Here is a 21,357-nt window from a genome sequence, read left to right on the forward strand (position 1 = left end):
GCTTCCACCTCTCCCTATCTTCGTGTACTGGATTCATACCATAATTCTTTTTTCCAAGGATATCAATTTACCATATACAAGTCGCCAGCTTGAAGGATTCTCCCATCTTGAACAGCTTCTTTCAAATGTGCATGCACCATCGCAAGTCCTCGGAACTCGTAGATTCTACCCATTCGATCACATACCGATTTCCAAATTGGTTCAAGAGAGAGCGGTTCGCCAGCGTCTACTAGTATTTGATGAATGGTCCAATCAATTTCATCAATCAAATAATGAATCTTATGTAATAAATAATTCAGCCCTTCAGCATCCGTCGGTTCAAAATGAGCTGTAAGCACTTGGGTAAAATGATGCTCTCGATTCAGATCGGCCAGTTTCTTGAGCGTAGCCCTGTACTGTCTTGGACTTAAATGTCCCGGAAAAAATCCCGCTTCATATACGGTTATGGCATCACCCAAGATAAGCGTATTGGTACTGTGTTCAATAAATCCGATTTCGTAAAGCATATGCCCCGGAAATGTGAACGTTGTGAGCTGTGTTTTGGGATCCAATGTGATCGTTAATCCCTCAGATACCGATAGATCAACTTTGGAGCCCCCGTCCATTAATCCGAGAATTTCTTGCTTGGTGTCATCCGAATGAGGCAATATTTCCGGAAAAGGTAGACAAAATTGCTCGTAATGATACTCCATATCTTCGATCCAGCGTTCAGATCCAATTGGCGCTGCAACCAGTAGGTCATACTTTGTTTTGAGATTCTTGTTACTTCCGATATGGTCAGCATGCGGATGGGTATTAAAGAGAATTCTGACATTTGTCGAATGGGATTCTTCAACCATCCCCACAATATCTTGAAACATGGAGGAAATGCCCGAATCTATCAGAACGGAAAAGTCTTTCCCTTTGACAAGATAGGTATACAAAGGGATGGTGTCACTAAGCATGATTTTCGTAGCAAATATCTTTTCATTGATTTTCATCCTTAACATCCTCTCTAACGAATTGTAATATGTAACATGTTACTGATTCGAAAAATTTTAATCTACGCCCAATTTTGCCAGTAACCCGCCATCGACAGGAATTGAACCACCGCCGCATATGCCAGGACTCCTTTTTGTGATGAAAACGCTTGCACAGAGGAGGTGTTTACAATGGAACCGCCTGCGACTTGAGCTTTTTTCCTTGAAGCATATGCGTTCCCTACAAGATCATTATTTCTGTAAACGAAGCAAGCCTTCTTTTCCAGCAATAATGTGATTGGTTATCATTTCGAGAACACGGTCCACATCTCTATTCTCGAATGCCTCGACAATCGCAAGATGATCATGATGACTAGATTTCGCCTTTTCATAAGCGATTTCATAATAAGCTCGTTCAGTAATTCTATGCGCGTTCAGTCCTTTATATAAGTCTAGCATGCACTGATTTTGACCCATCTTCACAATATGATAGTGAAATTGGATATCCAGTTCATTGAAGCTCATGAAATCAAAAGGCTTATCGTTGTAATGTTTATCCATCTGTTGGCACAATGTTTGCAAAATCTGAAAATCCTCTTGTGCTGCATTCGAAACTCCAATTTTCGCTGCCCATGTCTCGAATACGATACGAGCATCAAGGACTTCAATGATCTTATGCAAATCGATTTCTGCCACGTAAGTTCCTTTGCGCGGCTTGATCACGACTAATCCTTCAAGACGCAAGCGGTTAAAAGCTTCTTTCACTGGGGTTCTACTAACATTAAATTGTTCTGCCAATTCGAATATATCCAGCTTTTGACCAGGTGCCAACATTCGTTTTAAAATTGCATTTTTAAGTTCTTTATACACTCGATCCGCCGTTAATAAATTGTCAATTTGAGTAAACTTCATCATATGTACGAATTCTCCTGTAATGTCTGTAACATGTTACACTTCACAATTCTGATGATATCTGGGCTTGTAAATTTTGTCAATGACAATTTGAACTTAAAGCGATTTATAAAAGAAGAAACCTACAATCAGAAGATTATAGGTCTCTAAAGATTTTGAGCAAGTCTTCAATTTCATTAAATAACTTATCTTCGTGGAGATGATTAAAATCCATGCCGATCCATTGCACCTCTATTTGATCAAAAGAAATAGTGATAAGGCTGTCTGTATGGATTTTTATCGTTTTGATCAGACCATTCTCTACATTAAGTAAAACTTGAATAATGCCAAGAGATGTTTTTCTCTCCAGTATTACATCATATTTTGGACTCTCACCATATATCCACTTGGGATCATTGTACTTATTCAAATTTGTAGGTGTATAGTTTTTACTATTATATATTAGCGGCTTGCAAGTCTCTCCATAGGCTTCTGTAAAATAGATCGTTAACAATTCTATCAATTTATCTACAGAAAAAGAAGGATTGAGTTTTTTCAAATTAACAACTCTGCTCTTCACAGAAGTGATCCCTTTAGCTTCCATTTTTAGCTTGGAGGGCTTCAGCACTTTGGCTAATTGGCTCAATTCCACATCTACCATTAATGTCCCATGATGAAATTCATTACCGCTCTCCGCATAAAATGCATGTCCGGAAAATTTTTGGCCCTGTATTGTCAAATCATTTCTACCTGACAGCTCAACTGCAACTCCAAAGGTTTCAACGGCCTTCTTAATCACGTTCAACTGCTTTTCCAAATTTTTATTGCTCTCATTATAAATGAAGGTGAAGTTCAAATTTCCTAAGTCATGATAAACGGCTCCTCCACCTGAGATCCGTCTTGCCAAGTGGATCCCCCTTGCAGTCAATTCTGAGACATCACATTCAAGATAAGGGTTTTGATTTCTGCCAATAACGACGGTTTTTTCGTTCTGCCATAGGTACAGTATTACCTCATCCTGGCGAACGTTCTTTAGCAAATCTTCTTCCAGTGCCAAATTGTAATAAGGATCATGCTCCTCAGAAACAACAATTCTATTCATCACAATGCAAAGCCCCTATACTCAAACCTAATACTGCCTCGTGAATAACTTCCCCCGTCGTAGGATGGGCAAAAATAGTATGCGCAATTTCACTCTCGCTTATATTGGAGTTGATCATTAACGTTAATGTGCTGATTAAGGCAGAAGCTTCAGGACCTATGATTGAGGCGCCAATCATCTTGCCGCTGTCCAGGTCTTTAACCAATTTGATGAATCCCCTTGCTTCTCTCATCGTTAATGCTTTTCCATTGGCCTGGAAAGGAAATTTGCTCACCTGAATATTCTTACCCACTAGCTTAGCCTGGTCTTCATTCAATCCAATTGCAGCGATTTCAGGCGATGTAAAGATTACATTGGGCACCATCCCATAATCAACATGAGCGTCGATACCCAAAATATGATCCACTGCTGCTATTCCTTCATGTGAAGCCACATGTGCCAGTTGAATGCGGTTGGTTACGTCTCCGATAGCATAAATATGATCAACTGAAGTTCTCAAATGTTCATCTACTGCAATGCCTTTTCCATTGTCATTCAATTCAATTCCTGTTTTTTCAATATCCAGACCCTCAATATTCGGCGTTCTGCCAATCGCCACCAAAACCTTTTCACTCGAAATGAACTTTTCGGTGCCATCTTGTTCAAAAATAACGATAGCTTTTCCCGTCTGGTCTTTCTCAATTCTAGTAACCTTAGCGCCCGTATAAACACCGATCCCTCGTTCAACGGCAATATTAGCAATCTCCTCCGAGACATCCTTATCTACCATCGTCAGCAGCCTGTCGCAGAATTCTAGAACATTGACCTGAATTCCGAAATTAGAATATAAGAACGCAAACTCCATACCGATTACACCGCCACCGATAATCGTGACTGAGCTGATATTTTCCTTGTATTCAAGAGCGGATGTACTGTTCATTACAAAATCATGATCTATACCAGGCAGATGAATGTCAGAGATTTTTGAACCTGTAGCAATCAACGCGTGCTTACTTTCTATGGTGTATTCATCTTTTCCGTTCTTCACCAACACCTGGTTGTCGTTCAGAAAGGAAGCCGTTCCCTTTATGACTCTAATTTTATTCTTGCTGAGAAGGTATTCTATTCCTGATACCAAAGTGCCTTTGATCTCATCCTTCTTATCAATCACCTTCGCCATATCGAGTTCCACTTCTTTGACGGCTAGTCCGAAATCATCGGCATTCATCAATTGATGGAAAACCTCGGAGGACTTGATTAAGGCCTTGGTCGGGATACAGCCTACATTCAGACAAGTTCCGCCCATGGAGTCCTTTTCCACAAGAACGGTTTGGATTCCTTTTTTGGCTGCATATAGGGCTGCGACATATCCTCCTGGACCAGCACCGATAATAAGCAGTTCGGTTTTAACCTCTTCCTTTTTACCGCTTAAAAGCCCGCCAAAATAGTCCAGTTTGGGTTTGGCCTGTACGGACTCTTCTGCAGTGACTTCAAACAGGCTTTGCCCGATTTCAATTTCGTGACCTTCCTCGACCAGCACCTTATCTATCGTACATTTGAATTTGGATAACAAAGGAGAATTCCCTTTTTTACTTTCCATCTGAAGTAATGCTTGACCTACTTGTACCTGATCTCCTTCGGCAACATTGAGCTTTCCGATTTTGGCCTTTTTTTCATGCCCTGTTAGCTGCTCTAACTTAATAATCATGATGATTGCCTCCGTACGTATAAGATCATTTAAAGTCTTTTTCAAACTCATCGATGGAATCCTTGAGCAAAGTTACAGAATAAGCCATGCTTGGCCCGCCGCCAAATGCAACGGCAACCATAGCCGCTTCTATGATCTGTGCACGGGTTGCGCCTGCTTCCAATGCTTTATATACGTGGAAAACAATGCAGTATTCGCAACGGTTATAAGCGGCAATCCCTACACTGATTAACTCTTTCGTTTTAGTATCAAGGGCGCCATCCGCATAGTTGGTTCCGAGCAAATTCATAAATGCATTTACGCTCTCCGGATTCGTTCCAGACAATTCTTGCAAGCCACCCGTAAAATCATTCAACATTTGTCTGACATCTTTCTTCATTTTTACCAGCTCCTTATGTTTGTGAATTGATTCACTTGTTCTGATATTAGTTTACACTGCATTGGTTGCAATGTAAAGTATTAAACGAAAATAATCGACTTCCCCTACCCATGGTTACTTTGTGAAGCTTTATTTTGTTAAATTAGATACCATTTTTTCTAACACATTTTTGAAAATATCCAATTCCGACGGAGAAATCCCTTTCGTGGCATCCTCATGAAAAATTTGTCCTAATGGCAATAGCTCAGCTCTTAATTGCTCTCCCTTTGAAGTTAGGCTAATTCTAATAATTCTACGATCCGATGTATCTCTTGTTCTTATGCATAAATCGTCTTTTTCCATCCGTTCAAGAAGTCTGGCTATAGATGATTCATTAGCATTCATCCTTTGAGCTAATTCTTTCTGAGAGATATTATTGACTTCACCAATAAAAAACAAGGCAATCCATTTTACTCTAGTTATTTGATGTTCTTGTAATCGTACGTTAAATGCGTCGACTATTTTTTTGGAGGCTGTATTTGTAATGAATCCAATACAATCGTTTAGATTAAACACAGGTGACATCCCTTCCTTATTGTTTTCAAGTTAATTATTTTGCTTGTTCCATTCTAACTATAACATATAATGTAAATCACCCGCTTTACAACACCTTCTCCAGAAAACTTGGATCGTGTTTAACAAAAGTGCTTCCCTATCCCAATATTTAGATTATCTTAAAGAACAATTAAGGTTCCTCTCAGGTTTGCTGTTTACAATGACTTCAAGTTGAAACAATCACATCCCGTAAACTTTACGCGCATGACGGCACCAAAAAACTAGAAAAGAGGATTTTTAACCATGAACATAAGGCGAATAATGATTATTGGAACGATGGTAGTAGTTATTTCCTTCGGAGGAACCGCGTTTAAAGGCTCCATTGCAAGCGCAAGTCCGGTAGTGAAGTTCTCCCCCTCTGACACTACGGAAAATGATGACCTGCTGGAAGCACTCAATCAATCATCCGACGAGGAGCTGTATAATTCCCTGCAGGAAGGCAAATCCCTACATGACATTGCAGCCGATCAAGGCGGAGACATCGCGAATGTCATTGAACTGCAAATGGCACAGCTTACACAGCAGCTGGATGACCGCCTGTACAGTGGAAGCATTACCGCTGAGCAATATGCCGCTTACAAGGAAGAACTCAAGGATATCGTCGAACAGAGCGTCTTCACTTCCTTCGGTTAACAGGAGGTACATAATATAGTCAGAGACGCTTACCAATAAACACTACATTCTTAGGCATTCAAAAGGACTTTCCCTCAATCAGAACGGTCTTGGCAAAAGATGCCAAACTTTCTGTCGGGGGAAGTCCTTTTTTACAATCATCAGTTGCGGCACATATAGTTCCACTTAAATTGTACAAATAAAAGCTCCCACAGGTTTTGAAATTATTAATTCTCCTCCACTGAAATCATCCCTGTACAACCGAATAATTTGGATGCTGACAGCAAATAATGTACTCAGATCCAAAACTGGCAAAAAAGATTGGCAGGTGGAAAAGTTGCAAAAAATTATCTTCATTTGTGTCGATACTTTAATGAGTCATGCGATTGATAAGGGAATCGAGCAGCAAAAACTTCCCGCCTTTCAGTTCTTGATCGAACACGGTCAATACTATAAAAATGTCGTCACCTCTTTTCCGACAATGTCCGTCTCGATCGATTGTACCCTGCTGACTGGAACATTTCCGGATCAACACCGCGTACCGGGATTGGTCTGGTACTCTACACAAGATAAGAAAATCATTAATTATGGTACCGGAATTCTGGAAGTATGCAGGAATGGGATCAATCAATTTCTGGGTGACGCACTGATTCGTTTGAACGAAAAACACTTGAATCCACAAACTCCAACCATCTTTGAAGAATTGGCCCAAATGGGGCTGACATCGGGTTCCATCAATGCTTTGGTTTACCGTGGAAGCTCAGATCACGAGCTGACTTTTCCGCTTTGGATTCATATGCCTACCGCATTACCCAAAAGCCTCAACGTAAAAGGACCCGATTTATTGGCGTATGGTGCTTTCTCGAACCCTTTGGAAGGGATAAAACCTATGCCTGCTGTCAGCCTATTCAACCGATTTGGCTTAAATAATGAATATTCTCTCGAAATGGTGAAGTATCTCATTCAGAACAATCAATTACCTGATTTTCTATATGTCTATTTTCCCGATCTGGACGTCAAGATACATAAAAAGGGACCTGAGGATTTGGAAGGTGTTATCCGCTCAGATCAACAAATCCAGTCATTACTGCAGACATTTGGTTCTTGGGAGGAGGCTTTGAAAAAAGCCGTCATCATCATTTTGGGGGATAACGGTATGGCTCATGTCGTCCCCGCAGATCAACAACCGGTGATTGACATAACCCAATCCTTAAAGGGATATCACGTTTTACCGCCGGGAGCCGACGTTACGGATCAAACCGAGATTATTCTTGCAATAAATGACAGGATGGCTTACCTATATAAGCTAACTCCTCAATATTCATTTGAACAAATAGCGAATACCCTGAAAGCTGATCAGAGATTTGATGTCCTGGCTTGGAAAGATAATGAATGGATTCGCGTTGTACGAGCAGGATCATCCAAAGAATTCGCCTATCGATCGCAAGGAAATATGGTCGATCCATATAAACAATCATGGACATTAGCCGAAAACCCGGAAGTGTTGGATTTACACATCGATACACAAAAGTCCACATTGGAATACGGACATTATTCCGATGTTCTACAGCGATTGTATTCAGCCTTAAATTCACATGATGGTGAATATATGGTGATCACCGTAAAGCCCGGATATGAACTGAAATATGGAAGCTCACCTACCCACATAGGCGCAGGACACGGCGGCATAAGTCAAATAGAGTCGCTCATTCCGCTTATTATTGCCGGAACCGACCGTAAACCAGAGTCCCTACGGATCGTCGATTTAAAATCATATTTCCTTCAGATTTTGAAAGGATAGGGCTGTTCCCCCCCTCTGATTCCAAAGTAAAATCTCAAAAGTGTATACTTCAAAAAGAGGTCGCCTAAACTTAGGTGGCCTTCTTTTACCTCGCAAGAATCAAAATCATGAGAAACAATCTAAAATTATCGTTTTACGATATATTTTAATTGACATACAGGATGTTATTGTTCATAATACAGGTATCTTAGTTAGGAGGTAATTGTTTATGAAGCATAAAGAATTATCAACGTGGTTAAAGTTGATAATTGTTTTTTGTGGAATATTTGGGCTGTTATTTTGTAGTTATTTGGCCCCTGAATTTGGAAAGAGAATGCTGCTCGATTCAGAAAGTCTGAAGAACCTATACCATCCTTTTGTTGTATTCATATGGATTACAGGTATTCCATTCTTTATCTCCTTATTTCTTGGATGGCAAATATGTTCGTGTATTGGCGCTGGCCAAGCTTTCACATTGAAAAATGCGGAAAGATTGAAAGTCATCAGTGTGTTATCCATGATTGAAGGTGTTTTGTACATCGGTGCTCTACTCTATCTTTTTGTTAATGGCAGTAATTACTCTTATATCCTGAGCGTTCTGTTATTAATCCTTTTCTTTGCAGTCATTATTTCCATATTTACTTCCTTACTTTCGAACTTGGTCAGAGAAGCCAGTGAAATGAAGCAAGATAACGATTTGACGATATGAGGTATTGAGCGATGGCGATCATAGTAAATCTGGATGTCATGTTGGCTAAGAGAAAAATGAGTGTTACAGAACTGTCAGAGAAAATTGGGATTACAATGGCAAACGTATCAGTATTGAAAAATGGTAAGGCTAAAGCGATTAAATTCTCAACTTTAGAGAAGATATGCGAGGTTTTAGAGTGTCAACCCGGGGACATTTTAGAATATAAAAATGAATCTGAATAAGGAGACTATGATATGAAAATAAATAAAAAATACGTATTAGCTTCTACTCCCATCTTGTTAGCTGTCATTTGTTTTATCATCGCAGGAATGGGTGGTTCAAGTGTAGCAGCTGATGGAAGATTGATTGAGCCCTATTTTTTCATGATCCCAATTGGCTATCTACTGTTTTTTGGAGGCATCATTTCACTCCTATTTGTAGCCATCATTTCAACCATTAAAAAAAGCAAAATCATAAAATAAACCTTGATTATATATGCTGTTCGATCCCAAATTAAAATGAAATTCAAACGCCGACAAAGCCTCTGTGCTGACATTGTCGGCTTTTTTATATGATTAAGAGCTTTGATGATATGTATTAATCTTCGTATTAGATTCAAACACCATGTTATAGTTTTTTTCAATTATCGTAAAATGGTGTTTCTCGTGTATAACCAGAATCTGAATGGACTGAATGAGATTAGGATAATGAGCGATCGGATCCAAAAACACAATGTGTCCCGCAATGTCTTCTTCCATATTTTCAACTAATGCTTTCATTTCATTAGTCTCGTTCAACAGTAATTGTTCTAATTCTCGCGCATTCATAGCATAACGGATCTTATTTGGTGGTTCTAAAATCCAAGGGGCTCTCATCCCTCTTCCTTTTTTTTCTTTAAATTCCACATAAATATCATGTATTTCCGTTGCGAATGGCTTATTTCTTTTCATTTTGGCATATGGAATAAGCACGAAAGACCATTTAGTCGTGACTTTAAGCATTCTCATTATCAAATATAGATGATATACATGCTCTCCAATAGACCATTTTCCCTCTTCTTTTCGATCCCATAGTTGTTCTTGTGACAGTGAGTGTAATTGGAGCGTGAATTGACTTCTCTGCTGAAATAATGTGTGAAAATGCTGTGCCATACTTTCAGATTTCATCGCTAGATTCATTCCCTTTCATTTCTTTTCATTTCACTTTAAAAGATCAAAACCACATGCAATTCCTGCCATGTGGTTAAACCAACTCAATTCTTACCGCTGCTCATGCTTGCGAAATGCATTTTGTTTCGTTCATGGGATTTTTTTATATGATCAGCCATCGCTTCGGCAGCGCCGCCCGAGTCCCTTAGCAGCAGTTTTTGTAAAATAGCATTATGCTCCGACCATTCCGCGTTTGTATTGTCAACATCCAGGTTCAATTTAATAAAAGTTAAATATCTTTGGATTTGCTCGATGTAATTTTTGATTAGATTTTTTAAATTTGCATTATCACAATACTCAAGAATAACGCCATGGATGGAAGCATTCATTTTCTTGATCGCTTCCAGCCCAGGGTTCTCCCGGGATGACTGATCGGAATTCAGGGATGCCATCGTTTCATGAAGCCATTCGAGTTTGCTGTCAGGTATGTTTAGTGCCGCTTTTTTCACAGCCTGAGGTTCAAGATACAATCTGATCTCATAGATTTCGTTCAACTCCTGAACGGTCATCTGGTTAACGAACATGCCTTTAAAAGGCACAGTATGCAAATATCCTTCAGATTGCAATCTGGAAAGCGCCTCGCGAATCGGAATATTGCTTACTTCCAGATCGCGGGCCAATTGATCAATATTGATTTTTTCACCAGCTGCAAATCGATGCGATAAAATATCTTCTTTGACAATCTGGTAAATTTCATCCGTCAAATTATTTCGGCTTAACTTGCTGCCCATTCAATGATCACCATGCTTTTTACATTAATATATCATGTACGATGTAATGAATTCAATTGATCCCACCATTCGGTTGGTAAACGGACAGCTTCCGTCACACATTTTAGCGAATACGGTATTTTTCGAAGCAATCGGGTCTTATTTCAGTAGATGCACCGGGCATTTGCGGCAATACGTAAAAACCATTCCTAACCGTTGCCGGCTCGACAAAGATATCCCGGATCCATGGAATGTATTCGAGCATGATGGCATCCTGTGTTGAGGCGACGAGATGCTGATGAATTTGCCCCATGTCGCCCACGTGCGGGCAAATCGGCAGGTTGTATGAAGCGGCGAGTCCGGCCACCTGCAGCCATTCCGTAATACCGGCGAGTCTCGTCACATCGGCTTGCACGTATTCGACGGCCCCGCTATGGATGTAATCCCGGAATGCGAACTTGGTATAGACATGTTCCCCAAGGGCAATCGGCACATTTAGTGCATCCGCCAGCTTCTTATGCCCCATGATGTCATCCGGATTAAGTGGCTCCTCGAGCCAGAACAAATCGAATTCTTCGAGCCGTTTTCCCCATGTCATAGCGGTATTGATATTCCATTGCTGGTTAACATCGATCATAAAAATAACATCGTCACCAATTGCCTTCCGAACCGCTTTCACCCGGTCATAATCCTCTCGTGGGTCAGGCTTGCCCACCTTGATTTTTACACCGGTAAAACCTTCCTCAACGATGGATGTTACATCCTGCAGCAGCTTTTCCTTGCTCCAATTCAGCCAGCCGCCGTTGGTGTTATAGGCCTTGATTTGCTTGTCTTTATGTCCGCCAAGGTATTGCCAAAGCGGCCTCCCCGCTGCCTTCGACATAATATCCCAGAGGGCGATATCCACGGCAGCTAATGCCATATGTGCAATTCCCGCCCTGCCAACCCAATGCATCTTGCCAAAACGCATTTCATCCCAAAGCTGTTTGACCATGAATGGATCTTTCCCGAGCAAAATGGGAGCATAATACCGGTCAATCGTATCGACAATCATGTGATCGCCTTCAGCACAGGTTCCTGTATATCCGTAGCCAACGATATTCTCATCCGTGAAGATTCTTACGCCGGATAATCCCCAATGCGTCGCAACATTGATCGCATCCGTAATCGGCGGGGTAATGGGGACATGCAAAATAAAGCTCTCCACTTTCGTAATTTTCATCGGATCTCTCTCCTTATTATTTCATATATCATGTATGATTTATATTATATATCTGCTCTTGAGGTTTGGCAATAAAGCGTTTGCATCCCAATGAACAGACAGGAGCATCCAAACAAAAAAAGAACAAGGCCAACTGAAATTTCCAGTGACCTCGTTCTCGCTCATTTTTTAGCTTTTCTACCATCAGGTACATCATTTCTTCACGTTTAGGCCCTCGGCTTCTTTTGGAGTTTGCCTACAAGCCACTGTGTACTAATACCGAAGGATATCAAGATAAGCAGCGTCAAGACAATCCATCCTACAAAAGGAATATTCACGAGTCCTGTTAGAATAACCGCTCCGATCGTAACTTTCATCCACTCGGACTTTTGTACTGGAACATTGAACATGCCGCCAAGACGGGAGCTCACAATGGTAATACCTAAAGTAACCGCTCCGACGATCATAAGAAGTATAGGAATTAAAATGGGAATGCCAATAACCGATATGAGCAGCAATGTACACAGGGCCGTGATAACCAATCCGCTAAGGAAACCAGCAAATAGCAAACGTCCCATTGACACGTGGTGATACTGATCAATAAAAGTTGCTATTTTCTGTCTGCCCATAACTCTAATTAGCACTGGTATGAGAATCAATAAAAGACTTCCAACCAGCTGTAACAACCTTAAGCCCAGCATCAGACCGCCTCCGATCAGGAGGCTGTTTTGTGTCGCATTGTCTAGAGAAAAATTATAAATATCATCACCTAACACGGCACCAGGGTCTTGCTTCACATCTCCCCCGATCACTACAACGACACCATTAACAACTGCCTTACTTCCAAGATGTAAATTGCCATTAATGACAACAACGATACCGGTTACGTTACCGGATACCTCGGCATCACCTCCGACCACGTACACATCATTAACTGTTTGTCCTACTGGAACAGTCGTATTTTGATGCTCGAAAATACTCTTCGCTGAGGCAATACCCGGGATGAGGATCATCATAAGTAAAAAACAGAATACAGTGTATAAAAGCTTTCTCAATGTTTTCATCCCTTCAACTGGTTGTGGTTTGAAACATCCGTCTTAGTGTGTAAATCGATAATGTAAGGATAGTTAGAGAAAGAACGACCGTCACACCACTAAAGACCGGTAAGCTTGAAATGAAATGCGAGATCATATACACCATAGCAGTCAATAAGGTAAAGCTTCCATGGATCAGCTTGATTAAAAAGCCACCGATGCTGAAAAAGATGATGCAAATTACCAATACAGCAAGAAAAGGAATGAGAAGCCACCCCTTTATGAATCCCACCGATTCTTTCTCTATTTCAATCGACTGTAGAACTCGATCTTCGAGATCGGCCGGTTCTTGGATCGAGTAAAATGCTTGCTTAAGGTCACTTTGCATGGCTATAAGTTCATTCATAAGTGCCTGACATGAATCGCATGTAGCGATGTGATTTTCCACTTGCTTTTTTTCATATTCGCTTAACTCGTTATCAATATAAGCTGAAAGTTGATCTTCAGGATGAATGGTCATTATTTATCCTCCCCTCGCAGTTGTTTTCGTAATGCCATTCGTGCTGCGAATAGTCGTGATTTTATTGTACCTAGGGGGACTTCAATCATATCGGCGATTTCTTCATAGCGGAACCCCTCTATGTCATGTAACAATATGACTTCCCGGTGTTCGACAGAAAGTCTGCTTATTCCTTCCTCAATAGACAGCCTCTCCAAAGGATCGGAAAAGTTTGTATCCACGATTGTTTCATTCACCTCACGAACTAACATACGTTCTTTTGTGATTTTTTTCAAACGATCTTTGCAAAGGTTAGAAACAATGCGAAATAACCACGATGAAAAAGCGTATTCGTTGTCCAAATTTGATAATGAAAAGAATGCTTTGACGAATGCTTCTTGTGATGCATCCTCTGCATCCATACGATCGTTCAACATACCCATCGCATATCGAAATACAAGGCCTTTATAGCGTCTGACGAGATCAGCAAACGCTTCACGATCACCATGTTTGGCTCGGTGAATAATCTGGTACAATTCCTCGTTCACTACTCGTTTTCACTCCTACGATAAGGAAGCATTCTTTATCATCTTCTGTGGGTCTCTTTATGTCCGAATCTCTTTGCTTCTTTGAAGTACCCTGAGAACCTCGAGCAAAATGATATTAAGGCTTATCCATACCCCGCCGAACACATAACCTGCGGCAACATCACTAGGAAATTGCACGTTGAAATAGATCCGACTAATGCCCACAAGAAGGCATATCAGTATGACAGTCAGAATAACTGGAATTTGTAATCTCCTCTTGCTGTAATGACGGAGCAGTAAAAAAGCAGAAAATCCCCAAACCGTGATCGCTGTAAGTGTATCTTCACTTGGGAATGTATTAAGGAATCGAAATCCCGAAACAACCGGACCCGGGCGATGGAAAAGCATACGAAGCCCATCATCGAGCAGTTCTCCTCCAATGACGACCCAGAATAGGAATGATAACTCCAACCATTGATCGCGAGCTTTCTTTATAACCCATATCGCTGTCAGAACAATTAGCGGTCCATAGAAATAGATCGAACCTAGTTTTGAAAAATAGTTCATCGGATCATGCCACTCGGGTCCGAATACTACGTGGACGATATAGGAAGTGATCTCGTCGAATAGATTAAATTCCTTTGCAAAAAAATCCTGAATGAGTCCAAGCATCAATGAAACGAACATCACAAAGGCCGCAAACGAAGCCAGAACTAGGGATCTGACTTTGCCCAGTGAATTAAAATAGTCTAACCCTTTGGTTAGTAAATTCATAATAAATCCTGCTATACGTTTTCGATGATTCCGATAAACATATACCAATAATGTCAATACTACGGAGGCAACTCCAAAAATAATCAAATAGTGGTTCACAGTATCATGATAAAGTTCCCACTTTGGTCCAAGCACCCTGCCCAGTGTTATGAACACACTGACCCAAAAAATCGCACCCGGATATGCATACATTGCATATTTCCTGAATGGCATATGGGTGAGTCCGCAAAAGTATCCAGTGAAATGTCTTACACCAGGGATGAAATATACAACAAACAACAGTTTATTTCCATATTTCTCAAACCATGTGGTCAATTTCGCCAGTTGTTTATCTCCCAAATGAATATAATGACCATACTTCGTTACGAGTGTCTTACCTACAAAGTAACCAATCCAGTATGATAGTGTTACACCAGCCGAGACGCCCGCACTCGCTATCACGATGCTAAGCGTTCCGTTCAATTTCCCTTCAAAAACGAGTAAACCGGTATAGCTCATCATCACTTCACCGGGAATCGGCAAAGCAAGCATTTCAAGGAGTAAGGAAAGAAAAATTACGATATATCCATAATGCTCAAGCCAAGATGTCAAATCCATTGAATATCCTCCTTTACCAGTAGTTTGCTCGAAAAACATAATTAAATCCATTTAATACTTATGATGAATATTTAAAAAAGTAAGAAAAGCGAATGCCGATTGTATTGACCGGCACTCGCTAATACAATCTAAACAAGCAATAGGTTACAAAGTTTAATCAGACCGTTTTGCTTTTCATCACGGTATCAACAGGATGTTTTTCTTTCCGGTTCATCCATTCATATATGATCGGAATGACCACAAAACTGTTGAGTGTAGAAGTCACCATACCGCCTATTACAACAATGCCCAGCACTTGAGAAATAACCGTATCCGTGCTATGGGACAAAGCCAGCGGAATCAAGGTAAGCACTGTTGTTCCTGCGGTCATAAAGATTGGCCGAACACGGGACAGACTGCCCTGTACCACAGCTTCCCGCAGATCAAGTCCCTCACGGCGATTACGCTCGATTTTATCAATCAATACAATTCCGTTTGTAACCACGATACCCGTAAGCATTAATACCCCAATGAGCGCAGCGAGATTCCACTCCCCGTGGATCGCGTATAGAGCGAGAACTACACCGGACAAAGCAAGCGGAATACTGATCATTACGGCAAATGGCGCTTTCCAGCCTTTGAAGACAAAGCCAATGATTAGCACAACAAGCAGGATCGATATGAGTACTGCAACTGTCATTTCAACAATCATCTGTGAAACTTGCTGCGTAATACCCCCTAGTGAATACGTAACTCCATTTGGAAGCGGGGTGTTTTTCAATGTCTGGTCGACTGCATTCGATACTTTACTTACTTCATTGGAGACGATCTGCGCAGATACAACCGTGAATGGCTGACCGTCACGTTCTTGAATGGTAGATACGGCATCACTTTTATGAATGGTTGCCAACTGATCCAAACGGTACGTTTGGCCGTTGCTGCCGGTAAGTGTTTCCGCCGCAAGCGAGGACATCACTTGTTCTGGTGTATATACTGGCAGAGACTTGGAATTTGAGTTAACTCCTTTTTGGATAGGGTCAATATATACATCCACTGGAATCGTACCTGTTCCTGTCGATGTTGAGATATCAAAATCCTTGCCTTTAGCCATATACCGGCTTAAAACCTTATTGATATCATCCGGTTTCACTCCGGCTTTTGCAACTTTTTCCTTGTCTATTGTGACAGCATACTTAGGATTACCGCTTGTCAGGTCCGTTTTTCCTGCGACACTTAGGCCTGGTATATCAGCCAGTTCTGTACGCACCTGCTGAGCGGTATTCTCCAATGTTTGACCATCCGCACCACTAAGCATAATTTTAATCGTTGAATCGTCACCTGAAATGTTCTGGTTCGAGACCGTAATGGCCGCTTGATCCGAAAATTGTGACAACTCAGATTGCAGTGCTGGAATGAACGCATCAACGTCCTTTTTATTTTTCAATGTAACGGACAAGTTAGCAACGTTAGGCTGTTGAATATATCCGCCACCTTGGTCAAAGACATCATCTGCCTGCGGGGTAAATGAAGAACCAAATGTGGAAGAGAAGGAATCAATGTTTTCATTTTTCTTCAGCACATCTTCTACCTTGTGTACTTCTTTATCTACCTCTGACAAAGGTGTTCCTTTAGGGAGCTCGACCTTTATGGCAACTTGTCCACTCTTTTGGCTTGGCAGCAAACTGAACGAGAACTGTGTGGCAACCACAGCAGAGATGATAAAAATAACGAGCGAAATACTTATGACTGTTTTTTTGTGCTTCAGTGCCGATAGAAGAATAGGCTTCATCAATGGCTCAAGCGTTACAGATTCGGTACTCGGTTTTCTCCATCCCAAAAATGTAAATGTCGGAATGACGAGCATTGCGACCAGGAACGATACCGTAATCGCAATGACAACGGACCAGGCAAATCCGGAATACGATGCGCTGACAATGCCTCCAACGAGAGTAATCGGAATATAGACGGCAATAGTCGTCGCGGTGGATGCAAAAATGGCCGGCAGCATTTCCACTACAGAAGAGGATAATACATGCAGCACTGGTTTATCCTCGTTTTCCTGAACTCGTTTATACATGTTGTCCATGATTACAATCGAATCGTCTACGATCCGCCCCATCGCTACGATGAGACCGGAAATGGTTAGAATGTTTAGGGTCACGCCCATCGACTTAAGTATCGCTGTTGTTGCGAGCAGTGATATGGGCAGCGATACGGCAATCAACAAGGTAGATCGCACATTACGGAAGAAGAACAAGACGCAAATCATGGAGAACAAGCAGCCAAGCAATCCTTCGCGAACAAGTCCCATTAAGGACTCGTTCAGATCATGCGCCCGATCGGTTAATAACGTCATCGATACATCGCCATTTTTCACAGGGGCAATGTTCGCAACCCGTTCCTTTACTTGATGAGAAACATCCGTAATTGAGGCGTCAGGCGTCTTGATGACATTGACGAGAACATTTGGTTCACCATTCGTCCGTGAGACAGTCTTCACATCTGTAAGTGATTGAGAAACCGTTGCAACGGCTGATAATGGTACGCTGTTCCCGTCTTTATTAGTGATGGTCAAATTGTTCAGCTGTTGTTCAGTTAGATCCCAACCTTCCACCCTGATTGGGAAAGAACCCTTCACATTGGCAATGTTTCCTTGCAGGCTGGGCACTTCTTTGGCAATGGATTTATTAAAATCGTCCATTGTAATGTTGTTAGCCGCAAGATCTTTCATATTGAGCACAATCACATAGCCCCTGTTTGAGCCACCAACAGTCTGAACATCGGCGACACCAGGCACGGATTTGATTTGTTTTACGATATCCGATTGTACTGTGGATTGAAGGGTCAGGTCGTCTATTTGATCACTATTGGCAGTCAGACTGTAGCTTAGTATAGGAAAAGTACTTGATGTCAGTCTAGTAACAGTAGGCTTGCTGACTCCATCCGGCAATGAGACATCATTCAATTGTTGTTTGAGGTCGCTCTCTGCTTTCCCCATATCATAATCCATAGGATAGTAAATATTCATCAAGAGTCCGCCATCATAGGAAGTCGTCTCTAGATTCGTAAACCCGCCCGATTTACGGATCGCGTCCTCAAGCGGAGCTGTAATGTCTCGCCTAATTTGGTCCGCTTGATACGATGACGCTCGTAGCGACACCATCAGGGTTGAGTTGTTAATACTCGGCATATATTCTCTTTGCATTTGAAAAGCAGAATATGCTCCCCATCCTAAAATGAGCACAACACAAACAATTATGATTGTTGCGCGCTGCATGACAGATTCTATCATTCTCTTCATTGATTAGTCTCCTCTCCAGTGTATAAAAGAAAAGACTCTGTCATAGGTCAAATTGTTCATTGTGAAAAAAACTTTTTTTTGGGGCGCCTCGATAATAAAGACATTCGATTAAGTTGAAAAGTTCATTCTGTTGTTTTAAAAAAGCGGAAAATCTCTAACAAAACCACATTTAAGCTGAGCCAAACGCCGCCGAATACGTATCCTGCAGCAACGTCACTTGGATACTGCACTTCAAAAAATATAAGACTTATACCTACAAGTAAACAAACAACTATTACAATCAAGGAAACCGCATATCGAATCCATGTGCTTTTAACGTGTCGCACCAATATAAAAGCACAAAAACCAAGCACAATGAGTGTAATAAAAGTTTGCTCGCTTGGAAATGTATATTGTACTTGACCACTTGATGTTACATGTCCTGCTCGATGAAAGAAACGCCGTAAAACTTCTTCCCATACTTCTCCACCGATAACGACAATTAGCATAAAAATGGTTTCTAGAATTTGATCTTTCCCTTTAAAGATTATCCACAACAGTGTCAATACGACAATGGGCACCAAAACCTGTAAAGAAGCCAAGAATGCGAAGTCATTCATTAATGACGACCAGCTTTCATCAAACATCGCATGAATAATATACGAGGTCACGAAATCGAAGTCCCCAAATTCTTTGGCCAAAAAATCTTGAATTAAACCGAGCATAAAAACGAATAGCGATAAAAAGACTGCGAACGTGACGACAATCAAAATTTTTACACGGCGCGGGGAATGAAAGATCTCTTCGCCTTTTTTGAATGATTTTTTTAAGAATTCAATGATGTTAACCTTATACATGTTATAAAGGAAAGACAAAACAAACACTACTACGATCATAACGGTTATAACTGCCACGTATTTATTTATTTGGGTCTGATATTGTTCCCATTGCGGCCCGAGGAGCTTACCGAAAGAAACGAACGTAGCAGCCCACAGGAAAGCCCCGATGTATGCATAAAGTATATACGTTCGAAATGGAATCCGTGTAATACCTGAAAAATACCCTGTAATATGCCGGACCCCCGTAATGAAATAATTAATGGTAATGACCTTGTTTCCGTATCTCTGAAACCACTTAGAAACCTTATTAAATCGTTCAGGTCCCATATGGATGCGAGATCCGTATTTTTCAAAAAAGGGTGTACCCAATTTATAACCGATCCAATAAGCAAGGGTCGTGCCGATCGCACTACCTGTAGCCGCAACCAAAATACTGATCAACCAATTTAATTTCCCTTGAAAAACAAGAAAACCTCCATACCCCATAACAAATTCCGCGGAAACCGGTAGAAAAAGCAGCTCCAGCATGGGAACAAAAAATAAAACGAGATATCCGTGCAGATCTATCCACTGCATGATCCAATCGAGCATAACCACCTTCCTCCTAATCTGCTGAGCTTAAATCTTTTTTTTAAAATTTTTTGTTCCACATTTTCATAAACGCCAATCCCAGAATTCGTGCACTTCTGAGCAAAAGACCATCGAGCAAATAGGCGATGTACCATTACCGCTGACATAACGCCAATCAATGCTCCAGCTACAACATCAGATGGATATTAAAAGCGCATTACGGGATTTATAGACGTATAAACACCCGCTAACTGATTAATCATTTGAAATAATTATCCATACTATCTCCTCTTTCCTACACTCTTATGTGATTCAACGATAATAAATTGCATACAAAACAAGACTTATTCCGATGCCTAATATACCACCGACGATTACTTCAATTGGGCGGTGACCAAGCAGTTCTTTTAACACTTTGATTTTCTGATTACCTGGTTGTTCTTGAAATAGATGTTGAAATTCCTCGATAAAACGATTGAGTATTACTGCATGCTCTCCTGCATAGCGACGTACACCAGCCGCATCGAACATGATTATTGCACTGAAGAGCACAGCAATAGCGAAAGGAACCGAAGATATTCCGCTATAAATGCCAACAGCTGTCGAAAGGGAAGTAACGGCAGCTGAATGTGAGCTAGGCATTCCTCCGGTACTAAACGCAAGCCCAAAATTCCATGAACGATTTTTCACAAAATGTAAAGGTACTTTAATGAATTGTGCAAGAAGTATAGATGTTAACGCTGCGATAAGTGGATAATTAATGAAAATGTCCAAATGATTATGCTCCTTTCTCTTATTCTAGGATTTTTCAGAGGGTTCATAGCTTTTGAGCAAGTGATCTAAATTGGCTCTTCACGCTACTAGGTAGGTTAATGTCTACTAACGAGATTCATAACCCTTCCGCTTCCTCGCGATGGACACCCTTGCCCTTGGCTAGTGGTTGGCCACTAGCCCCCACAGCGGACTTTCACCGCCAAGTTAATCACCATGCGTGGCGCACTATAAAAAGCACGCAGCAGGTTTCCTGTGCGTGCCTCTGTCATTTACTCTTTTTCCTCCAACTCATCCGGTACGTCGTATTTATTGATATGTGAGGTCATCGCTGCGACTGCATCATCGACATCCGTCGTGGCAGGTTCTCGTCCAACCACATCATCCGTAACGTCATGAAAATTCAAACGGTCCGCTTCGATCTCTTTCTCTTTATTCTTTTCCATTCTGGGTTCTGCCTCCTTCTTAATCCAATGCCTGTTCTTCTTCTGTTAACGAGTACAGAGGTACTTCCCGCTCTTCTTCAGGTTTATTCAGCGCGTAAATGCGTGCCGTCTCACTCTGCTCATTCACATGCTGTATATAGATCGGTATCCCATAGCACAGCACATTCGCCATTACGGGAGAGGACGCAATTTCTTGTGCTCTTTGAACATTCATGCAAAAAGACCTC

23 protein-coding genes are annotated in these 21,357 nt (G+C 41.2%); 5 read left to right on the forward strand and 18 right to left on the reverse strand.

Annotation, left to right across the window (positions count from 1 at the left end; genetic code table 11):
- Positions 1–62: 62 nt before the first annotated feature.
- The 6 genes from MUG84_RS17940 to MUG84_RS17965 form a co-directional block, all read right to left on the reverse strand.
- Positions 63–980, reverse strand: a complete 918-nt coding sequence (locus tag MUG84_RS17940; protein ID WP_244727246.1) for an MBL fold metallo-hydrolase — start codon at positions 978–980, stop codon at positions 63–65.
- 231 nt (positions 981–1,211) lie between these two features.
- Complete coding sequence (locus MUG84_RS17945) at positions 1,212–1,874, reverse strand: GntR family transcriptional regulator (RefSeq protein WP_244727248.1); 663 nt, start codon at positions 1,872–1,874, stop codon at positions 1,212–1,214.
- A gap of 133 nt (positions 1,875–2,007) precedes the next feature.
- Positions 2,008–2,952, reverse strand: coding sequence for a lipoate--protein ligase (lplA, locus tag MUG84_RS17950; RefSeq protein WP_244727597.1), 945 nt, complete (start codon positions 2,950–2,952; stop codon positions 2,008–2,010).
- Positions 2,945–4,639: a dihydrolipoyl dehydrogenase gene (lpdA, locus tag MUG84_RS17955; RefSeq protein ID WP_244727250.1), complete on the reverse strand. Its 1,695-nt coding sequence runs from the start codon at positions 4,637–4,639 to the stop codon at positions 2,945–2,947. Before lpdA ends, lplA begins: the two co-directional genes overlap by 8 nt.
- 25 nt (positions 4,640–4,664) lie before the next feature.
- Complete coding sequence (locus MUG84_RS17960; protein ID WP_244727252.1) at positions 4,665–5,018, reverse strand: carboxymuconolactone decarboxylase family protein; 354 nt, start codon at positions 5,016–5,018, stop codon at positions 4,665–4,667.
- A 129-nt stretch (positions 5,019–5,147) separates the two neighbouring features.
- Entirely contained in the window at positions 5,148–5,573 is a 426-nt protein-coding gene (locus MUG84_RS17965) for a MarR family winged helix-turn-helix transcriptional regulator (RefSeq protein ID WP_244727254.1), read from the reverse strand.
- Between the two features lie 282 nt (positions 5,574–5,855).
- Here MUG84_RS17965 and MUG84_RS17970 point away from each other — a divergent pair, with 282 nt between their 5' ends.
- From MUG84_RS17970 to MUG84_RS17990, 5 genes are all read left to right on the forward strand, one after another.
- Positions 5,856–6,245 (forward strand): hypothetical protein, encoded by a 390-nt coding sequence (locus tag MUG84_RS17970; protein WP_244727257.1) that lies wholly within the window; start codon positions 5,856–5,858, stop codon positions 6,243–6,245.
- A 316-nt stretch (positions 6,246–6,561) separates the two neighbouring features.
- Entirely contained in the window at positions 6,562–8,025 is a 1,464-nt protein-coding gene (locus tag MUG84_RS17975; RefSeq protein WP_244727259.1) for an alkaline phosphatase family protein, read from the forward strand.
- A 208-nt stretch (positions 8,026–8,233) separates the two neighbouring features.
- Positions 8,234–8,713, forward strand: a complete 480-nt coding sequence (locus tag MUG84_RS17980; RefSeq protein ID WP_244727261.1) for a DUF2975 domain-containing protein — start codon at positions 8,234–8,236, stop codon at positions 8,711–8,713.
- An 11-nt stretch (positions 8,714–8,724) separates the two neighbouring features.
- A complete protein-coding gene (locus MUG84_RS17985; RefSeq protein WP_244727263.1) occupies positions 8,725–8,937 on the forward strand; it encodes a helix-turn-helix domain-containing protein in 213 nt (70 codons plus the stop codon).
- 12 nt (positions 8,938–8,949) lie between these two features.
- Complete coding sequence (locus MUG84_RS17990) at positions 8,950–9,177, forward strand: DUF3955 domain-containing protein (protein ID WP_280521388.1); 228 nt, start codon at positions 8,950–8,952, stop codon at positions 9,175–9,177.
- A 93-nt stretch (positions 9,178–9,270) separates the two neighbouring features.
- Here the strand turns inward: MUG84_RS17990 and MUG84_RS17995 are convergent, their stop codons facing one another.
- The 12 genes from MUG84_RS17995 to MUG84_RS18050 form a co-directional block, all read right to left on the reverse strand.
- The gene (locus MUG84_RS17995) at positions 9,271–9,861 is read right to left on the reverse strand and encodes a DinB family protein (RefSeq protein WP_244727602.1); all 591 of its coding nucleotides are present in this window, start codon (positions 9,859–9,861) and stop codon (positions 9,271–9,273) included.
- An 86-nt stretch (positions 9,862–9,947) separates the two neighbouring features.
- Positions 9,948–10,634 carry a GntR family transcriptional regulator gene (locus MUG84_RS18000; protein WP_244727265.1) on the reverse strand — a complete coding sequence of 229 codons (687 nt, stop codon included), beginning with the start codon at positions 10,632–10,634 and terminating at the stop codon, positions 9,948–9,950.
- A 103-nt stretch (positions 10,635–10,737) separates the two neighbouring features.
- On the reverse strand, positions 10,738–11,835 hold the full coding sequence (locus MUG84_RS18005; protein WP_244727268.1) for a mandelate racemase/muconate lactonizing enzyme family protein: 1,098 nt from the start codon (positions 11,833–11,835) through the stop codon (positions 10,738–10,740).
- Between the two features lie 206 nt (positions 11,836–12,041).
- Positions 12,042–12,869, reverse strand: a complete 828-nt coding sequence (locus tag MUG84_RS18010; RefSeq protein ID WP_244727270.1) for a hypothetical protein — start codon at positions 12,867–12,869, stop codon at positions 12,042–12,044.
- A 13-nt stretch (positions 12,870–12,882) separates the two neighbouring features.
- The gene (locus MUG84_RS18015; protein WP_244727272.1) at positions 12,883–13,368 is read right to left on the reverse strand and encodes an anti-sigma factor family protein; all 486 of its coding nucleotides are present in this window, start codon (positions 13,366–13,368) and stop codon (positions 12,883–12,885) included.
- Complete coding sequence (locus MUG84_RS18020; protein WP_244727274.1) at positions 13,368–13,895, reverse strand: RNA polymerase sigma factor; 528 nt, start codon at positions 13,893–13,895, stop codon at positions 13,368–13,370. The genes MUG84_RS18015 and MUG84_RS18020 overlap by 1 nt, the downstream gene beginning before the upstream one ends.
- A gap of 57 nt (positions 13,896–13,952) precedes the next feature.
- Positions 13,953–15,245: a bifunctional DedA family/phosphatase PAP2 family protein gene (locus MUG84_RS18025; RefSeq protein WP_244727277.1), complete on the reverse strand. Its 1,293-nt coding sequence runs from the start codon at positions 15,243–15,245 to the stop codon at positions 13,953–13,955.
- A gap of 157 nt (positions 15,246–15,402) precedes the next feature.
- Positions 15,403–18,525 carry an efflux RND transporter permease subunit gene (locus MUG84_RS18030; RefSeq protein ID WP_244727279.1) on the reverse strand — a complete coding sequence of 1,041 codons (3,123 nt, stop codon included), beginning with the start codon at positions 18,523–18,525 and terminating at the stop codon, positions 15,403–15,405.
- Positions 18,526–18,647: 122 nt separating this feature from the next.
- A complete protein-coding gene (locus tag MUG84_RS18035) occupies positions 18,648–19,934 on the reverse strand; it encodes a VTT domain-containing protein (protein ID WP_244727281.1) in 1,287 nt (428 codons plus the stop codon).
- 291 nt (positions 19,935–20,225) lie between these two features.
- On the reverse strand, positions 20,226–20,687 hold the full coding sequence (locus tag MUG84_RS18040) for a divergent PAP2 family protein (RefSeq protein ID WP_244727284.1): 462 nt from the start codon (positions 20,685–20,687) through the stop codon (positions 20,226–20,228).
- A 269-nt stretch (positions 20,688–20,956) separates the two neighbouring features.
- Entirely contained in the window at positions 20,957–21,130 is a 174-nt protein-coding gene (locus tag MUG84_RS18045) for a hypothetical protein (RefSeq protein ID WP_244727286.1), read from the reverse strand.
- A gap of 19 nt (positions 21,131–21,149) precedes the next feature.
- Positions 21,150–21,344, reverse strand: coding sequence for an H-type small acid-soluble spore protein (locus MUG84_RS18050; protein WP_244727288.1), 195 nt, complete (start codon positions 21,342–21,344; stop codon positions 21,150–21,152).
- Positions 21,345–21,357: the final 13 nt, after the last annotated feature.

It is taken from the genome of Paenibacillus mangrovi (assembly GCF_022898935.1).
Lineage (GTDB): Bacteria > Bacillota > Bacilli > Paenibacillales > Paenibacillaceae > Paenibacillus_AQ > Paenibacillus_AQ mangrovi.